Origin of the sequence: Pseudomonas sp. CCNWLW23 (genome assembly GCF_037095675.1) — a bacterium.
Classification (GTDB): Bacteria; Pseudomonadota; Gammaproteobacteria; order Pseudomonadales; family Pseudomonadaceae; genus Aquipseudomonas; species Aquipseudomonas atacamensis.
Window position 1 is genome coordinate 1 of sequence record NZ_JBAWKM010000038.1, and the last position, 17475, is coordinate 17475.

Sequence of the window (17475 nt, forward strand, 5' to 3'; positions counted from 1 at the left end):
ATACGGTGTGTCATTCAGATGCATCAGTGCCTGACAGGACCTCTTCGCGAGCAAGCTCGCTCCCACATCGGGCCTTGATCGTGCCGGAGATTTCGGTCCAATCCGAATTCCATTTGTGGGAGCGAGCTTGCTCGCGAATGCGGTGTGTCATCCAGATGCATCAGTGCCTGACAAGGCCTCTTCGCGAGCAGGCTCGCTCCCACATGGGCCTTGTTCGTGCCGAAGATTTCTGTCCAGACCGAATTCCATTTGTGGGAGCGAGCCTGCTCGCGAATGCGGTGTGTCATTCAGATGCATCAGTGCCTGACAGGACCTCTTCGCGAGCAAGCTCGCTCCCACATCGGGCCTTGTTCGTGGCGGAGATTTCCGTCCAAACCGAATTCCATTTGTGGGAGCGAGCCTGCTCGCGAATGCGGAGTGTCATCCAGATGCATCAGTGCCTGACAGGACACCTTCGCGAGCAGGCTCGCTCCCACATCGGGCCTTGGTCGTGGCGGAGATTTCTGTCCAGACCGAATTCCATTTGTGGGAGCGAGCCTGCTCGCGAATACGGTGTGTCATTCAGATGCATCAGTGCCTGACAGGACCTCTTCGCGAGCAAGCTCGCTCCCACATCGGGCCTTGTTCGTGGCGGAGATTTCGGTCCAAACCGAATTCCATTTGTGGGAGCGAGCTTGCTCGCGAATGCGGTGTGTCATTCAGGTGCATCAGTGCCTGACAGGACCCCTTCGCGAGCAGGCTCGCTCCCACATGGGGCCTTGGCCGTGGCGGAGATTTCGGTCCAGACCGAATTCCATTTGTGGGAGCGAGCCTGCTCGCGAATGCGGTGTCTCATTCAGATGCATCAGTGCCTGACAGGACCCCTTCGCGAGCAGGCTCGCTCCCACATGGGCCTTGGTCGTGCCGGAGATTTCGGTCCAAACCGAATTCCATTTGTGGGAGTGAGCTTGCTCGCGAATGCGGTGTGTCATTCAGATGCATCAGTGCCTGACAGGACCCCTTCGCGAGCAAGCGTTCGTGGCGGAGATTTCGGTCCAAACCGAATTCCATTTGTGGGAGCGAGCCTGCTCGCGAATGCGGGGGTGTCATTCAGATGCATCAGTGCCTGACAGGACCTCTTCGCGAGCAAGCTCGCTCCCACATCGGGCCTTGTTCGTGGCGGAGATTTCCGTCCAAACCGAATTCCATTTGTGGGAGCGAGCCTGCTCGCGAATGCGGTGTGTCATTCAGATGCATCAGTGCCTGACAGGACCTCTTCGCGAGCAGGCTCGCTCCCACAGGGCGCCTTGGTCGTGCCGAAAATTTCTGTCCAGACCGAATTTCATTTGTGGGAGCGAGCCTGCTCGCGAAGGCGTCAGTCCATTCGACGCATCTCTGTCAGATCACCTCCCAGCCACCCCCCAGCGCTTTGTACAAGGCAATGCTCGCCTGCAACCGCGACAGGCGCAGTTGCACGTTGAGGTCTTGCGCCGCATACAGCGTGCGCTGGGTTTGCAGGACGGTGAGCAGGTCTTCGGCGCCGGCCTGGTAGCGACTCTGGGCGATGTCGAAGGCGGTTTGTGCCTGGCTCAGTTCTTCGCTTTGCCATTGCCGTTGTTCATCGAGGCCACGAATGCTGCTGAGGGCTTTTTCGACGTCGGCGAAGCCGTTGATGATTGCCCCGCGATAGGTCTCCAGCAATTCGTCCTGCCGCGCCTGGGCCTTGTCGCGTTCGGCGCTGAGGCGGCCGTTGTTGAAGATCGGCGCGGTCAGCCCCGAGGACAGGTTGTAGAACGTCGTGCGCAGCAAATCGGCGGCCAGATCGGCGCCGCTGCCGAGGCTGGCGGTCAGGGTGATTTTCGGCAGCATCGCGGCGCGGGCGACGGTGACATCAGCCTGGGCTGCCGCAAGCTTGGCCTCGGCGCTGGCAATGTCCGGGCGGCGGCTGAGCAAGTCGCTCGGCACGCCGCTGGCGATGTCCGGCCAGTGCAATTGGGCGAAGGATTGTGTGGGCAACGGTAACGTTTGCACTGGTTGGCCGAGCAGGGCGGCGAGGCTGATCAGTGCTTCGCGGGCCTGTTGTTGCACCAGCGGCAGGCGACGCTGTTGTTCGGCCACCAGGCTTTTCTGCTGGGCCAGTTGCAGCGCGGTGGCGCTGCCAGCGTCGAAACGGGTCTGCACCAGATGCAGCACATTCTGCGCATTTTTCAGATTGAGTGCGGCAATGCGCGCCTGCTCACGCAAGGCCAGGGCCTGGGTGTAACTGTTGGCGACGCCGCTGAGCAAGGTCAGCTCGACGGTGGCGCGGTCGAACTTGCTGGCCTGTACGCCGAGCACGGCACTGTCGCGGGCGGCTCGCTTACCGCCCCAGAAATCGATCTCGTAACTGGCGCTGAGCTCGGCATCGTAATAGTCAAGCGAGCGATTCTCCGGGCTGACATCCAATTGGCTGTAGCCCTTGCCGTGGATCAGTTTCTGCCGGTTGGCATTCAAGCCGGCCTTGAGCTCGGGCAGCAGCGGGGCGCCGGCGATGGTTGCGCTGGCCTCGGCCTGTCTGACCCGCGCCACGGCGGCGGCGAGGTCGTAGCTGCCCAGCCGCGCCTGTTCCACCAGCCGCTCCAGTTCGGGGCTGCCGAATTGCGTCCACCATTGCCGATTGCTCTGCAGCGCGCCGGGGGTGTCGGCGGACTGCCACGCGCTCGGTGGCTGCACGCCGCTGTCCAGGCGCGGCGCTGGGCTGCTGCAGGCCGCCAGCAACAGGCTGGCGGCGAGGAAGGTCAATCGCACTTTCATAGGTCGATCATTCACTGGTAAGGGCCGTGACCGGGTCAAGCCGGGCAGCTTTGCGGGCCGGCATAAAGCCGAAAATGACACCGGTGACCAGCGCACAGGCGAACGCACCGATCACCGCCAGCGCTTGAAAGGCAATCGCCACGCCGCTGAGCGACAACACGCCGCCAACCAGCAGCGCCAGGCCGATTCCGGCAATTCCGCCGACCACCGAGAGCATCAGCGCTTCAGTGAGAAACTGACGGAGGATGTCGCGCTGACGGGCGCCGGTGGCCATGCGAATACCGATCTCGCGGGTGCGTTCGCGTACGGTCATGAGCATGATGTTCATCACGCCGATACCGCCGACCAGCAGGGAAATCGCCGCAATTGCCCCCAGCATCAGCGACAGCGTGCCTTGCGTGCGCGCTTCGGCCTGGATCATCGCGGCATTGTTGGTCAGCTCGAAATCCTTCTTGCCGTGGTGCCGACGCAACATCGCCTGTTCGATGGCCTGTTCGGCGTCCTTGACCTTGCGCGCGTCCTTGGCGGCAATCACCACGTATTGCGGATTGCGGCTGCCGAACAGTCGCGTGCTCGCCGCCGAATAGGGCACGGCAATGCGGTTGTCGCTATCAGAGTCGCCGGAGCTGGCGCCTTTTTCCGCAAGCACGCCGAGGATCTGGAACGGCACGTTCTCGATGAGGATGTATTGACCGATGGGGTCGGCGACATCCTTGAGCAATTTGTCGCGGACCTTGGTGCCGATCACCGCGACGGCGGCGGCGCTGTCCTCGTCGGCCTGGGTGAAGTAGCTGCCCTGAATCACCGGCCAGTTGAAAATCTGCGGAAAGTTGGTGTCATTGCCGCCGACGTAGCTGCTGTGGTCGGCGTTGCCAAAGCGCACCCCGGCGGTCGAGCCGTTGACCGGCATGATCCGTTCCACCTGGGGCAGGGCGGACAGTTCGGCAACGTCGTCGAGGGTGATGATGCCCTCCGGCGTGCGGGGGTTCGGCGCCGAGCCGCTGAGGTAAATGATGTTCGAGCCGAACGCACCCATTTGCGCCATGACCTGACGCTTGCTGCCTTCGCCGACGGCGAGCATGACCACCACCGAGGCCACGCCAATGACGATGCCCAGCAGGGTCAGCGCGGTGCGAAAGCGGTTGATCCACATCACCCGCCACGCCGCTTGTACAGCGTCGAGCAGTTCACCTTTCCAGGCGCCGGTCTGGTTGCTGCCGCTGCTCAGGCGCTGGCGCAGGTCGACCGCTTGCAACGCCCCGGGATTGGCCGCAGGCGGCGCGCACGCGTGCTCGGCGCTGTCGCTGATGATCAGGCCGTCACGGATTTCGATGATGCGTTTGGCCCGTTGCGCCACTTCGCGGTCGTGGGTGATGAGGATCACCACATGGCCTTGATCGGCGAGTTCGTCGAGCAGGGTCATGACCTCGGCGCCGCTGTGGCTGTCGAGGGCGCCGGTCGGCTCGTCGGCGAGGATGATATGGCCGCCATTCATCAGCGCACGGGCGATCGACACCCGCTGTTGCTGACCGCCGGAAAGCTGATGCGGGCGATTGCCAGTGCGAGTGCCGAGGCCGAGACGTTCCAGCAGCGCGTGAGCTCGGGCATGCCGCTCGGCGGCCGGGGTGCCGGCATAGATCGCTGGCATCTCGACGTTTTCCTGCGCCGAGCCGGACGGGATTAGGTGATAGCCCTGAAAGACAAAACCGAAGGCTTCGCGGCGCAGCCAGGCCAGTTCATCGCTGTCCAGCTGCGCGACATTTTCCCCGGCAAACAGATACTCGCCGCTGGTGGGGCGGTCGAGGCAACCGAGAATGTTCATCAGCGTCGATTTGCCTGAACCGGAGGCGCCGACAATCGCAACGAACTCGCCGGCATGGATCGACAGATCGATCCCGCGCAGCACTTCCACCCGCGGGCTGTCATCACCGCCGTAGGCTTTGCGGATCTGCCGCAGGTCGATCAGGGGCGTGTGCATTCAGCCTCCATGACCAGCGGCCGGCGCGCTGAGAACATGCTCGCCCTCGGCCAGACCTTCGAGCACCTGGGTGCGCAGGCGATCGCTGATGCCGGTGCGTACTTCGCGCGCCTGAATATCACCGTTGGCGGCGACTATCTGCGCTCGCTGCCACTGCGGACGCGAGCCCGGTTGCAGGGCGGCAGTCGGTACGGTCAGGGTGTCTTGCGCCTGTTCGGCGACGAAGAACACCTGCGCGGTCATGTCGGTCATCAGGCTGTTGTCGGCGTTATCGACATCGAGCAGCACGGTGTACAGCACCACCCGTTCGCTGCCACTGCGACCACTGGTTGGACTGCCGCCCTGATTCTGTTCAAGCGGACGCGGCGGCACCGGCAGGATCTGCCGCACGGTGCTGCTCCAGCGCCGAGTGCCGCCGCTGAGGGTGGTGAAGTAGGCGGTCATGCCGGGTTTGACGTGGCCGATGTCGGCCTCTGAAACCTCGGCCCACACGGTCATCGGCGACAGTCGGGCGATGCGCAGGATCAGCGGGGTCTGTTGTTGCGCGTTGAGGGTCTGGCCTTCGCGCGCACCGACGGCGACCACGGTGCCGCTCATCGGCGCGTAGATGCGCGTGTAACCGAGTTCCGCCTCGTCACTGCGCAGGCTGGCCTGGGCCTGACGGATCTGCGCCTGGAACATGTCGATGCGCGCCTGGGTTGCGCGAACCTCGGCGCGCGCGGTCTGCACGTCTTCCTCGCGGGTGGCGCCACCGGCGGCGAGTTTCTGCTGGCGCTGGTATTTCTGCTGCGCCAGATCGTGCTGGGCACGTTGCTCCTGCAGCTGCGCCTTGAGGTTTTCGATGGAAAAACGCCCGGCATCGAGCTTGGCTTTCTGTGTCGACGGGTCGATTTCCACCAGCAACTGGCCTTCCTTGACCGTATCGCCGGCCTCGACGTGAATCTTCTGAATCTGCCCCGAAGCCTGTGCGCCGACATCCACATAGCGGCGCGGCTGCAAGGTGCCGAGCGCCGTCACGCTGTTTTCGATATCGCCGCGGCTGACCTGCACAGTGGCAACGGCGTCGCGACCGGGTGGCAAGACTTGCCAGGCAGCGACGGCGATCACGGGAATCAGACAGAGGGCGGCAAACAGCGCGCGACGGGCGGGGCGGGGACGATTCATGCAGGGTTCCGGCCAGTGGTTGCGGCCCGTCGCAAGGCACGACAGACACAGGGGCTGTCCTGTAAACGAGGCATGGGCGACGGAATTTAGCCGCAGACACATCGAGTTACCGCAGCCGGGCCACGACTATTTGTCCGGGATATGGAATCAACTCTTTAAATCTATATGAGAATTACTATAAATTACGCACCTCAAGTTGCCACTATCTTGCTACTGCGTGATTCGCAGGTCTGATCAGTGCGCTCAAGGACAGAAACGGCATCGATGCGGTCGGGAGTCATGTTGGAAAACTACTATCGTGAGCTGGTGTGTTTCCTCAACGCCAGACTGGGCAACCGTCAGGTCGCCGAGGATGTGGTGCATGACGCCTATGTACGGGTGCTGGAGCGCTCCAGCGAGGTGCCGATCGAACAACCACGGGCCTTCCTTTATCGCACCGCGCTGAACCTGGTTATCGACGATCACCGCCGCAACGCGCTGCGCCAGGTCGAATCGCTGGACGTGCTCGACAACGAAGAGCGCTATTTCACCCCGTCCCCCCATGGCACCCTCGATCACGGCCAGCGTCTGGAAATGCTCCAGCGCGCACTCGCCGAGTTGCCGCCGCTGTGCCGCGACAGTTTTCTGCTGCGCAAGATCGAAGGAATGTCCCATCCGGAAATCGCTCAGACCCTCGGCATCTCCCGGGCGCTGGTGGAAAAACACATTGTCAACGCCATGAAGCATTGCCGCTTGCGCATCCAGCAATGGGATGGCCAGTGAGCCGCGCCGGTTAAATTTCCTTTCATCGTCCTCGTTCCTACTCAACAGACGACCTGCTGACCTGATTCAGGCCGGTCAGGCCACCCAGGCTTTATTTCCCCGCGTTGAGGGGTTCATCCAGAGGACACTGGAAATGACACAGGCAATTGCATCGCCCATCGTTCACGACCTGATCGGCGTCGGTTTCGGCCCTTCGAACCTGGCACTGGCCATCGCTCTGCAGGAACGCGGCGTGACCCAGGGCGAACTGGATGTGCTGTTCCTCGACAAGCAGGCCACTTACAGCTGGCACGGCAACACCTTGTCGACGCAGAGCGAGTTGCAGATTTCCTTCCTCAAGGACCTGGTGACCCTGCGCAATCCGACCAGCCCTTACTCGTTCGTCAACTACCTCAAGCACCACGGGCGTCTGGTCGACTTCATCAACCTCGGCACCTTTTATCCATGCCGCATGGAGTACAACGACTACCTGCGCTGGGTGGCCGGGCAGTTCACCGCGCAGAGCCGTTATGGCGAAGAAGTGCAGTTCATCGAACCGGTGTTGCACAACCAGCAGGTCGAAGCCTTGCGGGTGATTTCCCGGGGCAGCGACGGCCAGCAATTCGTGCGTACCACGCGTTCGGTGGTGGTCAGCGCTGGCGGCACACCGCGCATTCCGGAGGCGTTCAAAGCATTGAAGGGCGATCACCGGGTATTCCACCATTCGCAATACCTGTCGCAAATGGCCAGGCAGCCGTGCGTGAACAACCAACCGATGAGCATCGCCATCATCGGCGGCGGGCAGAGCGCGGCGGAAGCCTTTATCGACCTGAATGATTCGTTCCCGTCGGTGCAGGTCGACATGATCCTGCGTGGTTCGGCGTTGAAGCCTGCGGATGATAGCCCGTTCGTCAACGAAGTGTTCTCGCCGGAGTTCACCGATCTGGTGTTCCAGCAGAACAGCGTCGAGCGCGAGCGTCTGGTCAACGAGTACCACAACACCAACTATTCGGTGGTCGACATCGACCTGATCGAACGCATCTACGGCATCTTCTACCGGCAGAAGGTTTCCGGGATTGCCCGCCATGCGTTCCGCACCCTGACCACCGTCGAGAGCGCCACTGCCACGGCAAACGGCATCGAACTGGCCGTGCGCAACAACGCCACCGGCGAAGTCACGGTGCGAATCTATGACGCCGTGGTGCTGGCCACCGGTTACGAGCGGCAGATGCACCGCAAGTTGCTCGCGCCGCTGGAGGAATACCTCGGTGAGTTCGAGGTCGATCGCAACTACAAACTGATCACCGACGAGCGCTGCAAGGCCGGCATTTATATGCAGGGCTTCTGCCAGGCCAGCCATGGCCTGAGCGATACGCTGCTGTCGGTGCTGCCGATTCGCGCCGACGAAATCGCCGGCTCGCTGTACGAGCATGGCAAACAGCGCGGGCACAGCCGCTCGGTGGCGGAGTTGTTGTTGGCGACTGCCAGCTGAATCTGCATTGCCTGACATACCGCTTTCGCGAGCAGGCTCGCTCCCACAATGGTTCTGTGAACGCAGGGCAAAATCTGGGAGCGAGCCTGCTCGCGAAGGGGCCATGAAAAGCCCCACATATGATCGTTCCCACGCTTTGCGTGGGAATGCAGCCCGGGACGCTCCGCGTCCCTTTCAGAAGCCGAACGCGGAGCGTCCGATGAGGCGTTCCTACGCTGAGCGCAGGAACGATCGCGGGGAAATTCTGAACCCTTCCTGAACACCCCCCACATTCCCCGAAAACACCTCTTCCAGCCGTTTCGCTGCGGGCGTAAGCTGCGCGCGTTTTCATCAATTGCGGAGACCCACAGTGGGTACTTGTTCGAGTGACAGTTGTCGGCCGGTCTCGATCACCGGCAGATTCTCGGCAAGATAACGCGCAGCCTTTCCCTGCCGTTGTCTCGCCGTAACAGCGAGCAGCGGCATCCCGTGCACGACCCGTTCCGGATCGTGTCTCGACGTCCTTCTCATCGACGCTGAAACAGGCGTAATGGCGACCTCAGTCGTCATCGCAGCCTATCGACACGCCTGTCATACCCGACCGGCGCGCCACGCCTTGCCGTGCCGGTTGTCCCGGTGCCAGGGCGCGGCGGTACCTGCTCGACGGTTTCCCGGCTGACCACAGGGGACACAGCCATGAAACTTACGCTCAAGGAATTTTTCGCAGGCTTTCTGCGCAGCCGCCACATCGCCCGGCACTTCCGTCGTCTGGCGCTGCTGGATTCGATCAATGACACCACGGTCAGCCGTGAAGTGCCGCCGACGCTGGCCAGTACGCTAGTCGCTGCCGCCCATGAAGACAGCGCTGCGTTGCTGTCATCGCTGGGCACGCACGGCGAGGGGCTCACCGAGGTCGAGGCCGATACTCTGCGCGCGCAACATGGCCTCAACGAGGTCGAACACGAGCAGCCGCTGCCGTGGTGGACTCATCTGTGGCACTGCTACAAAAATCCGTTCAACCTGCTGCTGACCTTGCTCGCGGTGATCTCCTGGCTGACCGAAGACCTCAAGGCGGCCGTGGTGATTTTCTCCATGGTGGTGCTGTCGACGCTGCTGCGCTTCTGGCAAGAGAGCAAATCCAATCAGGCCGCCGATGCGCTCAAAGCCATGGTCAGCAACACCGCCACGGTGCTGCGCCGCGATGGCCCACGCCGGGAGCTGCCGATCAAGCAACTGGTACCCGGCGATCTCATCGTGCTCTCGGCCGGCGACATGATTCCCGCCGATTGCCGCGTGCTCAGCGCCAAGGACCTGTTCGTCAGCCAGGCAGCGATGACCGGTGAATCGATGCCGGTGGAGAAATTCACCTGGCAGACCGATCGTGACACGCGCAATCCGCTGGAGCTGGACAACATTTTGTTCATGGGCACCAACGTTGTCTCCGGCAGCGCGATTGCGCTGATTCTCACCACCGGCAACAGCACCTACTTCGGTGCGCTGGCGCAAAGGGTCGGCGCGACGGACCGGGCGGTGACCTCGTTTCAGCAGGGCGTCAACAAGGTCAGCTGGCTGCTGATCCGCTTTATGTTCGTCATGGCGCCACTGGTGCTGTTCATCAATGGTTTCACCAAGGGCGACTGGACAGAAGCGCTGCTCTTCGCGCTGTCGATTGCCGTCGGCCTGACTCCGGAAATGCTGCCGATGATCGTCACCTCGACCCTGGCCAAAGGCGCCGTGTTCCTGTCGCGCAAAAAAGTCATCGTCAAACGCCTCGACGCGATTCAGAACTTCGGCGCCATGGACGTGCTGTGCACCGACAAGACCGGCACCCTGACTCAGGACAAGATATTTCTGGCGCGTAATGTCGACGTCTGGGGTGAGGATTCTGACGCTGTGCTGGAACTGGCCTACCTCAACAGCTACTACCAGACCGGCCTGAAAAATCTGCTGGATGTCGCTGTGCTCGAACACGTGGAAGTCCATCGCGAACTGAAAGTCGGCAGCATGTTTCGCAAGGTCGATGAGATCCCGTTCGACTTCAATCGCCGACGGATGTCGGTGGTGGTGGAGGGCCGCAGTCAGCCACATCAGCTGATCTGCAAAGGCGCGGTGGAAGAAGTGCTGGCGGTGTGCAGCCGGGTGCGTCACGGCGAAGTTGATGAGGCTTTGAGCGATGAATTGCTGGCGCGGATTCGCCAAGTCACCGGCGCCTTCAACGCTGAAGGTCTGCGCGTGGTGGCGGTCGCGGCTCGCTCAATGCCAGCAGGTCGCGAAATTTACAGCCTGGCCGATGAGCAGGAACTGACACTGATCGGTTACGTGGCGTTCCTCGATCCACCGAAGGAAAGCACCGCGCCAGCGCTCAAGGCCTTGGCCGAGCATGGCGTGGCGGTGAAGGTGCTGACCGGTGACAACGAACTGGTGACGGCGAAAATCTGCCGTGAGGTCGGCCTCGCCCAACAGGGTTTGCTGCTGGGCAATGACATTGAGCGTATGAGTGATGCTGACCTGGCCGTGGCGGTCGAGACGACCAACGTCTTCGCCAGGCTCACGCCGGCGCACAAAGAGCGCATCGTCGGCATTCTCAAGGGCAACGGCCATGTGGTCGGGTTTATGGGCGACGGTATCAACGACGCGCCGGCGCTGCGCAGCGCCGACATCGGCATTTCCGTGGACAGCGCGGTGGACATCGCCAAGGAAGCGGCGGACATCATCCTGTTGGAAAAAAGCCTGATGGTGCTGGAGGAGGGCGTGCTCGAAGGGCGGCGCACCTTCGCCAACATGCTCAAGTACATCAAGATGACTGCCAGTTCCAACTTCGGCAATGTGTTCTCGGTGCTGGTCGCCAGCGCGTTCATCCCGTTCCTGCCGATGCTGCCGATGCACCTGCTGGTGCAGAACCTGCTCTACGATATTTCGCAGATCGCCATTCCGTTCGATAACGTCGACGACGAGATGCTGAAACAGCCGCAGCGCTGGCAGCCGGCTGACGTCGGGCGCTTCATGCTGTTCTTCGGCCCGATCAGTTCGATCTTCGATATCACGACGTTCGCCTTGATGTGGTACGTGTTCGACGCCAATACCCCGGATCACCAGACGCTGTTCCAGTCCGGCTGGTTCGTGGTCGGGTTGCTGACCCAGACGCTGATCGTGCACATGATCCGCACGCCGAAGATCCCGTTCCTGCAAAGCCGCGCCGCCATGCCGCTGATGGTGATGACCGGGGTCATCATGGCGGTCGGCATCTTCCTGCCGATGGGGCCGCTGGCGCATTACTTCAAATTGCAGGCGCTGCCGTCGCTGTATTTCGTGTTTCTGCCGGTGATTCTGCTGGCGTACATGGCGCTGACCCAAGCCGTTAAAGGCTTCTACATCCGCCGGTTTGGCTGGCAATAACCGCCATGGAATGCTCTCCCCTGTGGGAGCGAGCCTGCTCGCGAAGGCGCCGTGTCAGTCAATAAATTTCTGACAGGTATACCGCCTTCGCGAGCAGGCTCGCTCCCGCAGGGGATATTGGTGCGTCAGGGCCGCCGGATGAATGACCAAATTTTTAGGAAAAGTCCTACAGAGCTATCCCCGACGCTTGCGTAGTCTTGCCCTCCCCAAACCTCACCGGGAGAATGACCATGAGCAACAAAGCGTTGCGCATCCTGATCGCCGACCCGCAGCATTTTCATCGCATGAAAATCGAGCGCCTGTTCAACGCGCTCGGCTACTACCGCGTCGCCCCGGTGCAGACTCTCGGCGAACTGTTGACCCTGGTCGACTATGGCTGCGAGCCGTTCGATGTGCTGGTGATCAATGCCGAACTGGCGGCAGGCTCTCTCGATCTGCTGGGCTTTCTGCTCGATAACCCACAGGTTCGCCATGCTCTGATCTACAACGAACCGTCGGCACCTTTGCAGGCGGCTGCCGGGTTTGCTCAGGAAAACGCGCAGATCAGCCCGACGCCATTGCCCAATTCAAAACTTATCGGGCAGTTGATGGCGAGAGTCGAAGCTCGCGACGAATTGCAGGCAGCGCCCGACTCTTATGCGTCGTTGCGCCATGCCAATGCATAAAAAACCACTCTGCACAACTGTCAGACCTGACAGGTGATTCTCTTGCCCATCCATGTAACAGTGCCGGCGCAGCCACCGACTCCGGGACAGACTGTTGCGGTGTCTTCGATTTTGCAGGAGTCCCAATGAAGTCAGCGCTGATCGTCGATGATCATCCAGTCGTGCGCGCGGCCATTCGGATCGTTCTACAGGCACAAGGCTTCACCCGGATTCATGAAGCGTCCAATGGCAATGAAGTCGTGCCGTTGATCTGCGCGCATGATCCGCACCTGGTTGTGCTCGATCTGGGGCTGGGATCGATGGACGGTCTGGAAGTGCTGACGCGAATCCAGATCAAGGCGCCGACGGCGCGTTGCCGGGTGCTGGTGTTCAGCATGCATGAGCCCACGCATTACCAGGAGCGCTGTCTGCGCGCCGGCGCACGGGGCTACGTGACCAAGAGCAATCAACTGACTCTGCTGCACGAAGCCATCAAGGCATTGATGTCCGGCCACACTTATTTCTCCGCATTGCCCAATACCAGCGGTCTGTACAACGCCGTGCAACGCACGGAAAAGGAGCTGATCGCGCAGCTGTCCGATCGAGAGTTATGCATTTTCGTGAATCTGGCGCTGGGCAAACCGAACAAGGCCATCGCTTTGGAAATGCACCTGAGTCACAAAACCGTCAGCACCTACAAGACCCGCATGATGGCGAAACTTGGCCTGGGTTCGCTGGTGCTTCTGCGTGAGTTCGCCAAGCGCAATCACTTGATCTGAGTACCCCGACATGACGCAGGGACTGCGGGTTTTATTGCTGTGGCTGGGGCTTGTTGCCTCGGTCGGGGCGAATGACCAGCCGCAGACGCTGGAGGTGCTGGCGCGCCTCGAACCGGGGGGTATCCAGGTGCGCCTCGATGATCGGGAGCGCCAGTGGCTGCGTGAGCATCCAGTCTTGCGCATGGGCATCTCCGGCCCGGATTACCCGCCCTTTGAGATCACCCGCCAACAGCATGAACTGGAAGGGCTGACCGCCGATTACGCCGATCTGCTGGCACAACTGCTCGGCATCAGGATCGAAGTGCGGCGTTTCGCCGATCGTCCCGCACTGATGGCCGCACTCAAGCGCGCTGACGTCGAACTCCTGGGCACCTCGAACAGTTTCGAAGCGGCGGATCCGGCCTTTGTTCTGTCGCGGCCGTATGCTGAAGATCAGCCAATGCTGGTGACGCGTCATGACGAGAAACTGCCTGCTGACCTTGCAGGCAAACGCATCGCCATGGTCGAGGATTACCTGCCACTGGCCCATGTTCAGGCTTTCTACCCCGGCGCCCACGTGCAGCTTTATGCTTCGGCCATGGATGCACTCGGCGCGGTCGCCTTCGGTGCCGACGACGTGTACCTGGGCGACTTCATCAGCGCCAACTACCTGATCAACACCAATTATCGCAACGACCTGCAACTGGCCGGGCCGTCGGGGCTTGATGCCAATCCGTTCGCCTTTGCGTTGTTGCGCAGCGATGTGGTCCTCAAACGCATCGTCGACAAGGCCTTGCTGGCCGTGCCCATGGAGCGTCGCCATCTGATCGAACAGCGCTGGAGCGTCGGCCTCGCCGAGATGGCCGAACAGTCGCGGGTACAGCTCAGCGCCGCCGAGCAGCAGTGGCTGGATCAGCACCCGGTGGTGCGGGTCGGCGCTGTCGAAGACTTCGCGCCGTTGGCGTTTTTCGTTGCCGACGGACGCTTCAACGGCCTGGCAGCGCAGTTGCTGAGCCTGATTGCACAGCGCAGCGGGCTGAATTTCGAGATCGTGCGTGGCACCTCGCTGAACGACCAGTTCGAACAACTTCAGGCCGGCGCACTCGATGTTCTGCCGGTGGTGACGCCGAGCACCGAGCGGGAAGCGCAGCTGCAATTCACCCGCGCCTATCTGAACAATCCGTTCGTGCTGGTCAGCGCGGCGAACGGACCACATCCATTGCCGCTCGACGAACTGGCGGGCAAACGCCTGGCGATCTATCGAGGACATCCGTTGCGCGATTATTTGCTGCAACGGGTTCCCGGCCTGCGTCTGGTCGAAGTCAAAAGCCCCGCCGAAGGCATGGCGCTGATTGCCCGTGGACAGGTCGACGTGACGGTGAGCTCGTTGCTGGTGGCGCGTTTTCTGATCGCCCGCCAATACCGCGACCGCCTGCGTATTACCGGCACCGTCGGCGATCAGCCGGCGCGCATCGCTTTGGCCACGGCGCCGCAGTCGGCGCTGCTGCACTCGATCCTGAACAAGGCGTTGCTGGGCATCGCGCCGCAGCAAATGGATGAACTGGTCGAGCGCTGGAGCCACGATGTGGTGGTGGAGGACAGCTATTGGTCGCGCCATCGCCGCGAGATTCTGCTTGGTTTTGCCGGCGCCGCAGGCTTGCTGCTGCTGGCCCTGATCTGGATCGGCTGGCAGCGTCGGCAGATCCATCAGCGCCAGCAATGGTTGTTGCAACTGCAACAGGCCAAGGACGCAGCGGATGAGGCCAATCGGGCCAAAAGCACTTTCCTGGCAACCATGAGCCACGAGATCCGCACACCGATGAACGCCTTGATCGGCATGCTCGAACTGGCCCTCAAGCGCGCAGAGGAGGGCGTGACTGATCGACTGGCAATTCAGGTGGCGTCGAATGCCGGCCAGCAATTATTGGCGTTGATTGGCGACATTCTCGACATCGCTCGTATCGAGTCGGGGCATTTGTCCCTTTCGCCAGAACGGGCCAATTTTCGCGAGACGGTGTTATCGGTGTGTCGGGTTTTCGAAGGGCTGGCGCGGCAGAAACGGCTCTTGTGGCGCATCGAACTTGATCCGCGCGCCGACGTGGATGTGCTGATTGATCCGACGCGCTTCAAACAGGTGCTGTCGAACCTGTTGAGCAATGCGATCAAATTCACTGAGGTGGGCGAGGTGAGTTTGCGCTTGCAGGTCATCGCCATGACCGACGCTGAAGTGGACTTGCTGCTGAGCATCGAAGACAACGGCATCGGCATCAGCGACGAAGATCAAAAGCGCCTGTTCAGCCCGTTCGTTCAAGCGAGCAATAGCCTTCAAGCGGCGCGCAGCGGTTCCGGCCTGGGGCTGGTGATCAGCCGTAACCTCTGCGAAATGATGGGCGGCACGCTGGGTCTCGATAGTGATCTCGGGCAAGGCACGCGAGTGGAAATGAATCTGTCCTTGCCGCTGTTGACAGCTGTGACGACCACACTGGCAACGCCCGAGGCGGCAGCCGCTACCTGTGTATTAAGCGTGTTGGTGGTGGACGATCACCCGGTCAACCGCTTGCTGATGTGCTGGCAATTGAGCGAACTCGGGCATCGCACGGTAGATGTAGGCGATGGCGTACAGGGGCTGGACCGCTGGCGAACCCAGGCCTTCGATGTGGTGATTACCGACTGCAACATGCCGCGACGCAATGGCTATGAGCTGGCGCGCACCATTCGCGATGAAGAGGCCGCCAGCGGCCGCAGGCCCTGTCTTATCCTCGGTTTTACGGCCAATGCGCAGGTCGAAGAGCGCCTGCGCTGTCTGGATGCCGGCATGGATGGCTGCCTGTTCAAACCGATTCGCTTGCATGATCTGGCTGAAGCCCTGAAAGGCGCTCATCGTTGCGAGCGCCACGAAGATGAACCGCCAAGTGCTGAGCCCGTCGAGATTGATCTGAGTGCCCTGGAGCAGATGGCCGGTGCCGATCACTCGTTGATCGAGCGTTTGCGCAAGGAAGTCGGCAATAGCTTGCGCGACGATCTGCAGGCTTTGGATCAGACCCACGTGGGCGACCGCAACGGCCTGCGTGAGCTGGCCCATCGAATCAGGGGCGGCGCGCAAATGGTCGGCGCTGCGCGGGTTGTTGCGGCGTGCGTAGATCTGGACACGGCGTGCCGAGACGGTGAAAACGCGTTTATCGACCGCGCCATCGACAGGTTGCGCGAAGCCATGCACGGCCTCGCACGGTGCCTCTGAACCAATGCAGACTCCTGTGGGAGCGAGCCTGCTCGCGAAATGCGCGCCGCTGCTCAATTGTTCTGCATATGGAACACTCAAGCCGATTTCCACCCTCTAGTCGAATATTCGATATGCCTTTAGGCTTAATTCAATGCATTCACCCATTGGAGACCCCATGAAAAACATCATCGGCATTTACACCAGCCCGCGCGGTCATTGGGTCGGCGATGGTTTCCCGGTGCGCACGCTGTTTTCCTACGACAACCTGGGCAAGCACATCAGCCCGTTTCTGCTGCTCGATCACGCCGGTCCTGCCGAATTCACCCCGACCACTGAACAGCGTGGCGTCGGCCAGCACCCGCACCGTGGTTTCGAAACCGTGACCATCGTTTACGACGGCGAAGTGCAGCACCGCGATTCCACCGGCAGTGGCGGCACCATCGGCCCGGGTGATGTGCAGTGGATGACCGCAGCGTCCGGCATCCTCCATGAAGAGTTTCATTCGGAGAACTTCGCCAGAACCGGCGGCAAGCTTGAAATGGTCCAGTTGTGGGTCAACCTGCCGGCCAAGGACAAAATGGCCGCGCCGGGTTACCAGACCATTCTCGACCGCGACATTCCCAGCATCGCGCTCAAGGACAACGCCGGCAGCCTGCGTCTGATCGCCGGCGAATTCGATGGGCACACCGGACCGTCACGGACTTTTACGCCAATCGACGTGTGGGATCTGCGCCTCAATGCCGGCAAGATGCTGACGCTTGATCTGCACGAAGGACGTAATACCGCGCTGGTGGTGTTGAAGGGTTCGGTGCAGGTCAACGGCGCGGAATCGGTTGGGGTAGGGCAGTTGGCGCTGTTCGAACGCGACGGTGATCGACTCACCCTCCAGGCCAGCGAAGACGCGGTGGTATTGCTGCTCAGTGGCGAGCCGATCGACGAACCGATCGTCGGCCATGGCCCGTTCGTGATGAACACCGAGCAGGAAATCCACCAGGCCTTTGCCGACTTCCAGTCCGGGCGCTTTGGCCAGATGCACGCCTGACACCGGGCTTTACGGCTAACCGAAACCACCTGTGGGAGCGAGCCTGCTCGCGAATGCTCTGATTCGGTCGAAGAAGTAGTGACTGACATGACGCCTTCGCGAGCAGGCTCGCTCCCACAGGTTGTTCAGCGTCTGATCGTTCCCACGCTCTGCGTGGGAATGCAGCCGGGGACGCTCCGCGTCCCACAGCCTCAAGATCGCAGCCTTCGTCAGCTCCTTGTATGTTCCCCACACACCAGCATGAATGAGATCTAAGCTCGCTGGTGCGACATACGAAGATGTGTTTCTG

General features: G+C 61.4%; 10 protein-coding genes. 7 read left to right on the forward strand and 3 right to left on the reverse strand.

The features are described 5' to 3' along the window. Window positions 1-1377 precede the first annotated feature (1377 nt). Genes V8J63_RS27100 through V8J63_RS27110 form a run of 3 tightly spaced genes read right to left on the reverse strand, consistent with a single transcriptional unit; the run spans window position 1378 to window position 5914 of the window. Complete coding sequence (locus V8J63_RS27100; RefSeq protein ID WP_336464932.1) at window positions 1378-2772, reverse strand: efflux transporter outer membrane subunit; 1395 nt, start codon at window positions 2770-2772, stop codon at window positions 1378-1380. A gap of 7 nt (window positions 2773-2779) precedes the next feature. After that, window positions 2780-4750 (reverse strand): MacB family efflux pump subunit, encoded by a 1971-nt coding sequence (locus V8J63_RS27105; RefSeq protein ID WP_336464933.1) that lies wholly within the window; start codon window positions 4748-4750, stop codon window positions 2780-2782. Further along, the gene (locus V8J63_RS27110) at window positions 4751-5914 is read right to left on the reverse strand and encodes an efflux RND transporter periplasmic adaptor subunit (RefSeq protein ID WP_136493951.1); all 1164 of its coding nucleotides are present in this window, start codon (window positions 5912-5914) and stop codon (window positions 4751-4753) included. A gap of 279 nt (window positions 5915-6193) precedes the next feature. On the opposite strand from V8J63_RS27110, the gene V8J63_RS27115 reads away from it, so the two are divergent. The 7 genes from V8J63_RS27115 to V8J63_RS27145 all read left to right on the forward strand — a co-directional run bounded on the left by V8J63_RS27115 (window position 6194) and on the right by V8J63_RS27145 (window position 17186). Then, complete coding sequence (locus V8J63_RS27115) at window positions 6194-6676, forward strand: sigma-70 family RNA polymerase sigma factor (protein WP_016773904.1); 483 nt, start codon at window positions 6194-6196, stop codon at window positions 6674-6676. Window positions 6677-6809: 133 nt separating this feature from the next. Next, window positions 6810-8147, forward strand: coding sequence for a lysine N(6)-hydroxylase/L-ornithine N(5)-oxygenase family protein (locus tag V8J63_RS27120; protein ID WP_024012366.1), 1338 nt, complete (start codon window positions 6810-6812; stop codon window positions 8145-8147). Window positions 8148-8822: 675 nt separating this feature from the next. After that, window positions 8823-11522: a magnesium-translocating P-type ATPase gene (mgtA, locus tag V8J63_RS27125; protein ID WP_336464934.1), complete on the forward strand. Its 2700-nt coding sequence runs from the start codon at window positions 8823-8825 to the stop codon at window positions 11520-11522. A gap of 230 nt (window positions 11523-11752) precedes the next feature. Then, on the forward strand, window positions 11753-12187 hold the full coding sequence (locus V8J63_RS27130) for a chemotaxis protein CheY (RefSeq protein ID WP_125927211.1): 435 nt from the start codon (window positions 11753-11755) through the stop codon (window positions 12185-12187). A gap of 125 nt (window positions 12188-12312) precedes the next feature. Then, entirely contained in the window at window positions 12313-12945 is a 633-nt protein-coding gene (locus V8J63_RS27135; protein ID WP_024012369.1) for a response regulator transcription factor, read from the forward strand. 10 nt (window positions 12946-12955) lie between these two features. Further along, window positions 12956-16162, forward strand: a complete 3207-nt coding sequence (locus V8J63_RS27140) for an ATP-binding protein (protein ID WP_336464935.1) — start codon at window positions 12956-12958, stop codon at window positions 16160-16162. A 157-nt stretch (window positions 16163-16319) separates the two neighbouring features. Further along, window positions 16320-17186 (forward strand): pirin family protein, encoded by an 867-nt coding sequence (locus V8J63_RS27145; protein ID WP_130927728.1) that lies wholly within the window; start codon window positions 16320-16322, stop codon window positions 17184-17186. Window positions 17187-17475: the final 289 nt, after the last annotated feature.

Bases quoted from the DNA above. Each gene is read 5' to 3' on its own strand.
- V8J63_RS27110 (WP_136493951.1), bottom strand. From the start codon at position 5,914: ATGAATCGTCCCCGCCCCGCCCGTCGCGCGCTGTTTGCCGCCCTCTGT.
- V8J63_RS27115 (WP_016773904.1), top strand. From the start codon at position 6,194: ATGTTGGAAAACTACTATCGTGAGCTGGTGTGTTTCCTCAACGCCAGA.
- V8J63_RS27120 (WP_024012366.1), top strand. From the start codon at position 6,810: ATGACACAGGCAATTGCATCGCCCATCGTTCACGACCTGATCGGCGTC.
- V8J63_RS27100 (WP_336464932.1), bottom strand. From the start codon at position 2,772: ATGAAAGTGCGATTGACCTTCCTCGCCGCCAGCCTGTTGCTGGCGGCC.
- V8J63_RS27130 (WP_125927211.1), top strand. From the start codon at position 11,753: ATGAGCAACAAAGCGTTGCGCATCCTGATCGCCGACCCGCAGCATTTT.
- mgtA (WP_336464934.1), top strand. From the start codon at position 8,823: ATGAAACTTACGCTCAAGGAATTTTTCGCAGGCTTTCTGCGCAGCCGC.
- V8J63_RS27135 (WP_024012369.1), top strand. From the start codon at position 12,313: ATGAAGTCAGCGCTGATCGTCGATGATCATCCAGTCGTGCGCGCGGCC.
- V8J63_RS27105 (WP_336464933.1), bottom strand. From the start codon at position 4,750: ATGCACACGCCCCTGATCGACCTGCGGCAGATCCGCAAAGCCTACGGC.
- V8J63_RS27145 (WP_130927728.1), top strand. From the start codon at position 16,320: ATGAAAAACATCATCGGCATTTACACCAGCCCGCGCGGTCATTGGGTC.
- V8J63_RS27140 (WP_336464935.1), top strand. From the start codon at position 12,956: ATGACGCAGGGACTGCGGGTTTTATTGCTGTGGCTGGGGCTTGTTGCC.